This window comes from Candidatus Krumholzibacteriia bacterium (assembly GCA_035268685.1).
Classification (GTDB): Bacteria; Krumholzibacteriota; Krumholzibacteriia; order JAJRXK01; family JAJRXK01; genus JAJRXK01.
Genome location: DATFKK010000055.1, coordinates 1 through 6883, shown reverse-complemented (window position 1 = coordinate 6883; position 6883 = coordinate 1). Strand labels below are relative to the sequence as shown.

At 67.0% G+C, this 6883-nt stretch carries 5 protein-coding genes; 3 read left to right on the top strand and 2 right to left on the bottom strand.

Annotated features, from left to right (window positions below; all coding sequences use genetic code 11):
- The 3 genes from VKA86_06005 to VKA86_05995 all read left to right on the top strand — a co-directional run.
- Positions 1 to 1940, top strand: a 1940-nt coding sequence (locus VKA86_06005) for a CoA-binding protein (protein ID HKK70751.1), incomplete at its 5' end; no start/stop codon positions are given.
- Between the two features lie 197 nt (positions 1941 to 2137).
- Entirely contained in the window at positions 2138 to 3541 is a 1404-nt protein-coding gene (locus tag VKA86_06000; protein ID HKK70750.1) for a tryptophanase, read from the top strand.
- Between the two features lie 19 nt (positions 3542 to 3560).
- On the top strand, positions 3561 to 4229 hold the full coding sequence (locus VKA86_05995; GenBank protein ID HKK70749.1) for a PAS and helix-turn-helix domain-containing protein: 669 nt from the start codon (positions 3561 to 3563) through the stop codon (positions 4227 to 4229).
- A gap of 79 nt (positions 4230 to 4308) precedes the next feature.
- Here VKA86_05995 and VKA86_05990 read toward each other — a convergent pair whose 3' ends face one another.
- Entirely contained in the window at positions 4309 to 6042 is a 1734-nt protein-coding gene (locus VKA86_05990) for an Ig-like domain-containing protein (protein ID HKK70748.1), read from the bottom strand.
- Between the two features lie 211 nt (positions 6043 to 6253).
- Positions 6254 to 6883 (bottom strand): hydroxymethylbilane synthase (gene hemC, locus VKA86_05985; GenBank protein ID HKK70747.1); only part of this gene is annotated, 630 nt, incomplete at its 5' end.

The following is a 6883-nucleotide window of genomic DNA, read 5'->3' as shown; positions in this document are numbered from 1 at the left end:
CCGACCTGCGCGGCGTGATGATCACCGAGAAGATCGACTTCACGACCGACGTCCCAGGAACGGAGCTGCTGCTGAGCGCCCGGGTCGACGCGGCCTTCGGACCGATGGTCGCGGTCGGGCCGGGTGGTGTTCTCACCGAGTGGTACGGCGAACTCAGCGAGGGTCATGCGCACACGATCCTCGGGGCCGGACTCGGCAAGGGCGAGTTCGACGCCGAGCGGGGAGTCGAGGTCCTGGCATCGACCCACTTCGGCGCGCAGGCACTGAAGCCTTCGCGGCTCTTCGACCAGCCGCCCTTCGGCCGCGAGGCCCTGGCCCGCGCCCTGTCGGCACTCGTCGAACTGATCGAACGCACCGACGACGACGGACACGCGGTGTTCGAGGAGATCGAGCTGAATCCGGTGGTCGCCGTCGACGGCCGACCCGTGGCCCTCGACGCCCTGATCCGTCTGGCGGGTCCGGCGACGGCCGCGCGCCCTGCCCGTCCGATCGAAAAGGTCGGGCAGCTCCTGCACCCGCGGAGCGCGGCCGTGTACGGAGCATCGGCCTCGGCCATGAACGCAGGCCGCATCATCCTGCGCAATCTCAAGCAGGCCGTCGGACTCGACTACGGCCGTCTGTGGGCGGTCCACCCGAAAGCCGACCGGATCGACGGCGTCCCCTGTGTCTCGAGCACCGAAGCACTGCCCGAAACCGTCGATCTGGCCGTCATCGCGATTCCCGCCGATCGCGCCCCGCAGTCGATCCAGGAGATCTGCGACACGGGCAAGGCCCATTCGATCATCCTGATCCCCGGGGGCTTCGCCGAGACCGGAGAGGGCGGTCGTGCCGTCGAGGTGCAGAAGACACTCGCTGCCGCGCGACAGCACGAGGACCGCGGGCCGGTCCTCGTGGGCGGGAACTGCCTGGGAATCGTGAGCAAGCACGAGTACAACACCTTCTTCCTGCCCACCTACAAACTTCCCTTCCACGACGCGCCCGGCGACGACCTGGTCGTGGTGAGCCAGTCCGGCGCCTATCTGGTGAGCTTCACCAGCAACCTCGACGGGATCGTGTTCCCCCGGGTCTCGATCTCCTACGGCAACGAAATGGACCTCACCGCGAGCGACTTCTTCGAGTACTACCTCGAACACGAGACCGAGCCCCAGGTCTTCGTGTTCTACGTCGAGGGCTTCCAGCCGGGCGAAGGAGAACGATTCCTGTCGTTGGTGCGGCGCGCACGGAACGAGGGTCGGTCGGTCGTCGTGTACAAGGCCGGCAAGACCGAGGCGGGAGCCGAGGCCGCGGCGAGCCACACGGCGTCGATCGCGGGCGACTACGCCGTGGCCCGGAGCCTGTTGATGGAAGCCGGCGCAGTGGTGTGCGAGACGCTGAACATGTTCGAGGACGTGACGAAGATCCTCACCATGCTCCGTGCGCGGACGCCCCGCGGCCGCCGTCTGGGCGTGATCACGAACGCGGGCTTCGAGGCCGGCGCCGTGAGCGATCACCTCTACGGACTCGAGATGGCGACGTTCTCCGAGAGCACACGCCGTGCACTCGAAGAGGTGTTGCCGGTGATCGCCCACTGCGGCAACCCGATCGACTGCACACCGATGACCGACACCGAGCACTTCGTGAAGGCCGTCGAGGTCATGGCCGCCGCCGAGGAGGTCGACGTGATCGTGGTATCGGCGATTCCGGCGGCCCCCACGCTCGACATCCTGGCTCCCGACCCCGAGGGCGCGCATCCGGAGAACGTCTTCGGGATGCAGTCCCTGCCCGCGGAGGTCGTACGGGTCTTCCGCGAGACCGACAAACCGATCGTCGCGGCGATCGACTCGGGGCGCCTGTACGATCCGGCCGTGCTCATGCTCGAACGGGGGGGCGTGCCCGTGTACCGGAAGATCGACCGGGCCAGCCGGGCTCTCTCGGTCTTCGTCGACCACCACGAAGTCTGATTCCGTGATCTGGTCGCGTGGCAAATATGTGATGCAACGGCCCCATCGCGGCCAGGTCTCATCTTCTATATGGGAACGCGTCTGCCGGTGTCTGAACGTGGCAGTGTCGCCGGAATCCATCCCTCGGCGATCCGTCCGTTCTGGCCCCGTTCCCGGCCGGCAGCGGCGCGTCCAGCAGCACCTCGGAGCATGCGCCCGTGAAGACCATCATCGAACCCTTCAAGGTCAAGGTCGTCGAGCCCATCCGCATGACGACCCTCGGCCAACGTGAACGCATCCTGCGCGATGCCGGCTTCAACCTGTTCCTGGTCCACGCCGACGACGTGCTCATCGACCTGCTGACCGACAGCGGAACCTCGGCCATGAGCGCAGAGCAATGGGCGGCGATCATGCGGGGCGACGAGGCCTACGCGTGCAGCCGCTCCTTCGACCGCTTCCGCGACGCGGTCCAGGACATCTTCGGCTTCGAGAACGTGATTCCCACCCACCAGGGCCGCGCCGCGGAGCGGATCCTGTTCTCGACGCTCTGCAAGAAGGGCGACGTCGTCCCGAACAACACGCACTTCGACACCACGCGGGCGAACATCGAGTACACCGGAGCGCGGGCCGTCGATCTCGTGGTCCCGGAAGCGCACACGCCGTCGAAGTACCACCCCTTCAAGGGGAACATGGACATCCGTGCGCTGCGCGAACTGATCGCCAACGAAGGAGCCGACCGGATCCCGCTGATCATGCTGACCATCACGAACAACTCCGGCGGGGGGCAGCCGGTGTCCATGCGCAACGTGCGCGAGGTGAAGGCGATCGCCCAGCAGTACGGAATCCCGCTGTACATCGACGCCTGCCGCTTCGCCGAGAACGCATACTTCGTCAAGGTCCGCGAAGAGGGCTACGCCAACCGGTCGATCAAGGACATCTGCCGCGAGCTCTTCAGCTACGCCGACGGATGCACCATGTCGGCCAAGAAGGACGGTCTGGCCAACATCGGCGGCTTCCTCTGCACGAACGACGACGACCTGGCCCAGCAGGAACGCGACCTGTTGATCCTGACCGAGGGATTTCCGACCTACGGAGGACTGGCCGGACGTGATCTCGAGGCGATCGCGGTGGGCCTGCACGAGGTCCTCCACGACGACTACCTCCGCTACCGCATCGCAGCGACCCGGTACCTGGGTGAACGGATCTCCCTGGCCGGGGTGCCGATCGTGGAGCCGCCCGGCGGACACGCGATCTACATCGATGCCAAGGCCATGCTTCCGCACATTCCCGTCTCCCAGTACCCGGGCCAGGCACTCGTGGCCGAACTGTACCTCGAGGCCGGCATCCGCGCCGTCGAGATCGGCTCGGTCATGTTCGGCCAGGTCGACCCGCAGACCGGCGAGGAGACTCCGGCGGCGATGGAGCTCGTGCGCCTCGCGATTCCGCGGCGCGTGTACACGCAGAGCCACGTCGACTACGTCGTCGAGGCCATCTTGAAGGTCAACGAACGCAAGAACGAGCTCCGCGGCATGCGGATTCTCGAGCAGGCTCCCTTCCTGCGCCATTTCACGGCGCGTTTCGCACGCGTCGCCCGCGACGAAATGGCGCACACCGGCCACTGAGGGATACGGAGGACGTATCATGAACGACCAACAGCTGTCCGCCGACGCCCTTCCCGATTGGATCCACCGCCTCGGGGTGGCGACCTGGGTGTCCGGCCCCGACGGCCGGATCCTCTTCGCCAACGAGCGCGCCGAGACCATGCTCGGGACCACGATTCCGAACATGATCGGCAAGCCCTGCCACGAGGTCGTGGGGGGCGTGGACGCCGACGGCCAACCCTGGTGCTCGGAACACTGTCCGGTCGACCGCATGGTCGACGCGGACGAGGAGATCGAGCCCTACACGATTCGTGTCGAGGGCGGTGACGGCGAGCACTGGGTCCAGTTGCTGGTGATCCCGTTCGAGGACGAGAAGACCGGTGGCACGTGCCTGGCGCACTGCGCGTTCAACGTGGACAAGCAGCACCTGATCGAGAGCTACCTCGATCGCATCGCCGCCCGCACTCCGCTCAACAACGAACGTGAATTCGATCTCGAGAAGAGCCGCCTGAGCAAGCGCGAACGCGAGGTCCTCGATCTGCTGTCGAAGGACCAGAACCTCTACGCCATCTCCGAGAAGCTGAACGTGAGCTACTACACCGTGCGCAACCACGTGCAGCACATCCTCGGCAAGATGGGTGTGCACTCCACGCTCGAAGCCGTGGCTCTGTACCTTCTGGCGAAGGCGAACTCGGTGGAGGACGACTAGACCCGACCCACCCCGACTCCACGAACGGCGGCCCGCCCCTTCCCGGAGCGGGCCGCCGTCGTCGGTGCTCCAGCACACACTACCAGTCCATGTCCACACCGACCACGTCCTGGATCGAGGACCAGGACTCGTCCTCCGTGTGGTCGGTACCCTGCGACACCCACCGCACCGGCCCGATCACAGGGGCGTAGTGGATCTCGTCGGTTCCTGACTCGAGAGGCGTGCCCCCGATCGACATCTCGTAGCTCAATTCGGTCCGCCACGCGTCGATCCACTCGAGGACAGGTTCACCGTCGTCCGCCTTCGAGACCAGCGGGGGCGAGGATCCCTCGAAGGACTCGCCCAGTCGTGCCTCCAGCGTCACCTGTTCGATCACCTCGACCGAGTAGGAGATCGTGACCGTCTCGCCCTCGAATGTGGCCGTGGTCTGTCCCGACCAGGTGCCGACGGCCAGCGGCAGACTCAGGTATTGCACGGGAGTGTCGAAGGTCACCGCGTGCAGGTCCTCGGGGTCCTCCGACCCGAAGCCGACGAACTCGATGCCCGACGTCGTGGGACGGAAGATCTCGTAGTCGTCCGGCTGCTGGAAGGTCTGGTCGGGGTAGCCGATCACGCGGAAGCGACCGTCCGCCAGCGCCTCGGTCCGTCGGATCTCCATCCATTCGTGGAGGAATCCATCGGTGGTGCCGGCCGCGTGTTCCTCGCCGTGGATCGTCGTGACCATCCCGTCGATGAAGGGCCAGGCGATGGCATCCCCGTCGACCCGCAGATCGATCTCGACCGTTCCCCGCGCGACGTTGCCCGCGGTGTCGGTGAAGCCGCCGAAGTCGGCCACGATCGGCAGTCCACTCGGCAGCGGTGCCGGCAACGGCAGGGTGAGCACGGTGTCGTCGTCCGACCAGACGGGGGAGATCTGGAAGCCCTCGATCAGCAGCATGAACTGCGCACCCAGGCGCGAGGGTTGGAAGCTGTTCGGATCGACGGGTTCGCTGAACCGGAAGACCAGCGACGGCGTCGACGACGGGATCGCGCCGGTCAGAGCGGGTGTGACGGACAACAGCTCGGGCGGCGTCGTGTCGAGGCCGGCTCCGGTCGTGAACGAGAAGATCGCGGGCTCGCCCGTCGGGACGGGATCGGCCGACTGCGCGCTCGACGCCACGGTGATCGTCACGGCCTGATCGGCGGGAAGCTCCGCGTCGAAGGCCACCACCAGCCAGTCCTCGGCACCCCGCGTCACGGTGAAGCCCGGCGCGGTGTTTCCGGCCCCGACGTCGACGGTGATCGCCGACTCCACGCTGCTCACGATCATGGGATGGCTGAACATCATGCGCACGGTGGTGTTGCGGGCCACTCCGGTCGCCCCGTCGGCGGGCACGGTGCTCAGAACTTTCGCGGCCGAGGTCTGCGTCCAGAACCCGGCTCCGAACTCCTGGGCGAGAGCGTTCCCTGCGGCGTCGGTCAGGCCCGTCCCGAGCGCGACCTCCACCCGTTCCCCTTCGTTCCAACCATCGTGCTCGATCTCGAGAGTGCTCGCGTCGTTCCACACGGACGCAGTCACCGTCCCGGAGGACAACGTGACCTGACCCTCGACGGTTTCGGGATCCATCGCCTCGCTGAAGGTCACCACGATCGCCTGCTGCAACCCGATCCCGACGTCATCGGGTCCGGGATCGATCGACACCACCACGGGGGCCACGGTGTCGGTCGGCGTCGTGGGACCGGCCGGTCCATTGCCGTCGTCGTCGTCGGAACACGCGACGACCAGCAAGGGCACGAGAAGGAAGGACAACCACTGGATTCGTTGCGGTCTCATCGGGCGCTCGCCTCCAGACCCGGTGCACGGAAATCACGGTGTCCCCTCGCGAGCCGGGGACGGGACGGCCCGATCCTTCAGCAAGGACGTTGCCGTTCGCATCGGCACTCGCAAGTGACTGGCGTATCGTGACTTCGTGCAGCCGGACGGCCGGAGTGATGCCGTCGACCCATGAAGAGATCGGTCAGTCGTGGTCCGGGAACGGCCGCGATCAGCCCTCGCGGGCCAGCGCCTTGGCCGCCGCGACGATCTCGGCCCCACCCTGGGCCAGGAGTTCCTCGCCGACGCGACGTCCGATCGCCTCGGCCTCGGTGATCGCACCGGTGGCTTCGGCCGTCAGCAGAGGACCCTCTTCGGGATGCGCGAGACGGGCTCGCAGGGTGAGCTGGTCGCCGTCGAGTTCCGAGAAGCCGGCGAGGGGCACCACACATCCCCCGGCCACGGCCGCGAGCAGGGATCGCTCCGACCGCGCCCGGGCGTGGGTCTCCGTGTGGGTGATCGCGCGCGCCAGTTCGCTGGCACCGCTACCCTCTACGCCCTGGACACCGACGATCCCCTGCGCCACGGCGGGCAACAACAGATCCGTGGGCATGTAGGCCGTGATGCGATCGGCCCATCCCAGGCGCAACACACCGGCCGCGGCCAAGACCATGGCGTCGAACTGCCCCTCGGTGAACTTGCGCCACCGTGTGTTCAGATTTCCGCGCAGGGCGACCATCTGCAGGTCCGGCCGCGCCACGCGCATCTGTGCCCGGCGGCGCAACGAGCCGGTGGCCACGAGCGCCCCTTCGGGCAGATCCTCGAAGCGTTTCCCTTCGCGCAAGAAGATCACGTCGCGGGG

Bases quoted from the DNA above. Each gene is read 5' to 3' on its own strand.
- VKA86_05995 (HKK70749.1), top strand. From the start codon at position 3,561: ATGAACGACCAACAGCTGTCCGCCGACGCCCTTCCCGATTGGATCCAC.
- VKA86_05990 (HKK70748.1), bottom strand. From the start codon at position 6,042: ATGAGACCGCAACGAATCCAGTGGTTGTCCTTCCTTCTCGTGCCCTTG.